The organism is Plasticicumulans sp. (assembly GCF_035331805.1).
Lineage (GTDB): Bacteria > Pseudomonadota > Gammaproteobacteria > Competibacterales > Competibacteraceae > Plasticicumulans.
Genome location: NZ_DAOLKE010000345.1, coordinates 1 through 3,584, shown reverse-complemented (window position 1 = coordinate 3,584; position 3,584 = coordinate 1). Strand labels below are relative to the sequence as shown.

2 protein-coding genes are annotated in these 3,584 nt (G+C 72.5%); one reads left to right on the top strand and one right to left on the bottom strand.

Annotated features, from left to right (window positions below; translation table 11 throughout):
* The first annotated feature begins 30 nt into the window (after positions 1-30).
* A complete protein-coding gene (locus PKE44_RS16530; protein WP_324553406.1) occupies positions 31-390 on the top strand; it encodes a DUF3422 family protein in 360 nt (119 codons plus the stop codon).
* 66 nt (positions 391-456) lie between these two features.
* On the opposite strand, the gene PKE44_RS16525 is transcribed toward PKE44_RS16530, so the two are convergent.
* A complete protein-coding gene (locus tag PKE44_RS16525; RefSeq protein WP_324553401.1) occupies positions 457-3,567 on the bottom strand; it encodes a pentapeptide repeat-containing protein in 3,111 nt (1,036 codons plus the stop codon).
* Between the last annotated feature and the right edge of the window lie 17 nt (positions 3,568-3,584).

The window sequence follows — 3,584 nt, the reverse complement described above, 5'->3', positions numbered from 1 at the left end:
GCCAGGAACCTCGATCGGTCGCGCTGAACGATCGGCGCCTACGTCCGTTCGCCCGAGGCCAAACGGATCTCGCGCGTTTCGAACCTGCTGCGCACGCGCGTCGAGATCGAAACGCAGCAGAGCAGCGCCGGCCTGCTCGAGGCGATGAACCGCCGCCAGACGGCGCAGTTCCTGTTGCAGAGCGCCGTCGAAGGTCTCTCGGTGGCGGCCGTCACCTGTTACGGCTCCGGCCTGGTCGGCTATCTCGCCAAAGGCGCGAAAGCCGCCGGCTTCTTCGCCATCGCCCCGGACATCGCCGTCGCGGCAAGCATTCCGCTCATCGCCGCGCTGGTCTGGTTCGGCGTCCGTCGTCTGCATCAGCGCGTGCAGACGGTGACTGCGGCACCGTAGCCCGGCCGACGAACGGTTTCGTCGTCGCGCCGTGCCGGTCGCCGCGACTCGCCGGACTGCGCAAGGTCAGCCGGACCTTCGTTGCGCTTTGCCCGCGGGCGCCGCCGGCAGCGCCGCGAGAGCTTCCAGCGGCAGCAGCGTCGGCTGCCCATCGTCGTCGCGCACCTGCCAGCCGAGCCAGCGCCAGGCCTCGCCGCCCGCTGCGACGATGCGCTGCTCGCGCGCCTCCCAAACGGCGTAGCTGTCGTCGGGCAGCAGCGCGTGGACGCGCAGCAACTCGCCGCTCGCCGCGTCCCACAGCCGCAGGCTGCCGTCCTTTCCCGCCGAGAGCACGCGCGCGCCATCCGGCGAAAAGGCGCAGGACATCACCCCGCCCAGATGACCGCGCAGCGTCGCCAGCAACTCGCCGCTCGCCGCGTCCCACAGCCGCAGGCTGCCGTCCAACCCCGCCGAGAGCAGGCGCGCGCCGTCCGGCGAAAAGGCGCACGACTTCACCACACCCTGATCAGCGCGCAGCGTCGCCAGCGAATCGCCGCTCACCGCGTCCCACAGCCGCAGGCTGCCGTCCAACCCTGCCGAGAGCACGCGCGTGCCGTCCGGCGAAAACGCGCACGACATCACGATGCCCTGATCAGCGCGCAGCGTCGCCAGCGACTCTCCGCTCGCCGCGTCCCACAGCCGCAGGCTGCCGTCCAACCCCGCCGAGAGCCCGCGCGCGCCGTCCGGCGAAAAGGCGCACGCCCACACCCGGCCCTGATCAGCGCTCAGCGTCGCCAGCGACTCGCCGCTCGCCGCGTCCCACAGCCGCAGGCTGCCGTCGTTCCCCGTCGAGAGGACGCGCGTGCCGTCCGGCGAAAACGCGCACGACTCCACCACGCCCTGATCAGCGCGCAGCGTCGCCAGCGACTCGCCGCTCGCCGCGTCCCACAGTCGCAGGTTGCCGTCGGATCCCGCCGAGAGCAAGCGCGCGCCGTCCGGCGAAAAGGCGCAGGAGCGCACTAGGCCCTGATCACCGCGCAGTGTCGCCAGCAACTCGCCGCTCGCCGCGTCCCACAGCCGCGGGTTGCCGTCGGACCCCGCCGAGAGCAGGCGCGCGCCGTCCGGCGAAAAGGCGCAAGAAATCACCACGCCCTGATCACCGCGCAGCGTTGCCAGCGCCTCGCCGCTCGCTGCGTCCCACAGCCGCAGACTGCCGTCGCTCCCCGCCGAGAGCAGGCGCGCGCCGTCCGGCGAAAAGGCGCAAGAAATCACCACGCCCTGATCAGCGCGCAGCGTCGCCAGCGACTCGCCGCTCGCCGCGTCCCACAACCGCAGGCTGCCGTCGGACCCCGTCGAGAGCACGCGCGCGCCGTCCGGCGAAAGGGCGCACGACCGCACCTCGCCCTGATCGCCGCGTAGCGTCGCCAGCGACTCGCCGCTCGCCGCGTCCCACAGCCGCAGGCTGCCGTCCAACCCCGCCGAGAGCAGGCGCGCGCCGTCCGGCGAAAAGGCGCAAGAAATCCCCACGCCCTGATCAGCGTGCAGCGTCGCCAGCGACTCGCCGCTCGCCGCGCCCCACAACCGCAGGCTGCCGTCGATCCCCGCCGAGAGCACGCGCGCGCCGTCCGGCGAAAAGGCGCAGGACCTCACGGCGCCCTGCTCACCGCGCAGCGTCGCGAGTGACTCGCCGCTCGCCGCGTCCCACAGCCGCAGGCTGCCGTCGGACCCCGCCGAGAGCAGGCGTGCGCCGTCCGGCGAAAAGGCGCAAGAAATCACCACGCCCTGATCACCGCGCAGCGTCGCCAGCGACTCGCCGCTCGCCGCGTCCCACAGCCGCAGGCTGCCGTCCTCCCCCGCCGAGAGCACGCGCGCGCCGTCCGGCGAAAAGGCGCAGGACCACACCACGCCCTGATGACCGTGCAGCGTCGCCAGCGACTCGCCGCTCGCCGCGTCCCACAGCCGCAGGCTGCCGTCGTCCCCCGCCGAGAGCAGGCGCGCGCCGTCCGGCGAAAAGGCGCAGGACCACACATGGCCGACATGACCGCGCAGCGTTGCCAGCGTCTCGCCAGCCGGCACGCGGTGCGGGCGCCGGTTCTCCGGCCAGGGCAGCGTCAATAGCGCGCAGGCGTGATGCAGACCGTCGCCGTCCATCGCCGGCACCGCCGCCGGCGGGGTGCAGAAATGGAACTGCGTGCGATAGAAGGCGGCGTCGTTCCAGCGGCTGTTGGCCAGCGTGCAGTGGCGGAAGATCGCCGCGGTCAGTGTGGCGCCCGAGAAATCGGCCCCTTCGAGGCGACAGCCGATGAACAGCGCGTGCGCTAGCCGCGCCTGCGACAGATCGGCGCCGGCCAGCCGCACGCCGTCGAAACGCGTTTCGCGCAGGTCGGCGCCGCGCAGATCGGCCGGCCCGAGGTCGAGCGCGGGCAGCGGCGCGCCATCCGCCGCTCCTTTATCCTCTCCTTGGTCCACCCCCGCGCCGACCTCGCCGAAAACCCAGCCGCGCAGCGTGGCGCCGCCGAGGCGGATGCCATGCACGATCGGCACCGGCCAGCCGCGCTGACGCGCGCGCAGCGCGTAGGCGAGCAGCAGTTCGCTGACCCGCGGCCGGTATTCGCGCCGCCAGCCCTGCAGCGTGGCGAGCAGCGCCGGATCGGCGGCTTCGGCCAGGATCTGGCCGAGGAAATCGAGCGTTTCGCGGCTCGGCAGCGGCATCGCCCAGACGGCCGGGTCCTTGTCGCGCAAAGCGGCGCACAGGCGGTCGGCGAGAAAGAATTCCTGCAGCGAGCTGTGCGCGAAGCGGAAAGCGCTGCCCGCCGGCTCGTCGACCCGCGCCAGGAAAGTCGCCGTGCGCAAATCCTCTTCCAGTTGCTCGCGGTGCAGGTGCTGGTAGCGCGCGCGCAGCCGCGGCTGCTCGGTGAGCCAGGCGTGGAACCACTCTTCGAGTTCGCTCGCCGGCAGCGTGCGCTGGCCGCTCAGCCAGAGATGCGCGGCGAGATGCGCCGCCAGTTGCATCTTGTGCTCGGGCAGGATGTGGTGCTTGCCGGAGTCGCGTTCGAGCCAGCGCCGCGCCAGCCGGCGATAGAGCGTCACGCCGTGCACCGTCCGGCCGGCGACGCGCTCGCGCTCGATGTCGGGCAGAAACTCGCCGACCAGATGCAGCGTGTAGGGGCGCTGCGTCAGTTCCTCGAGGTTGTGCACCGAACGCACGGTGTCGA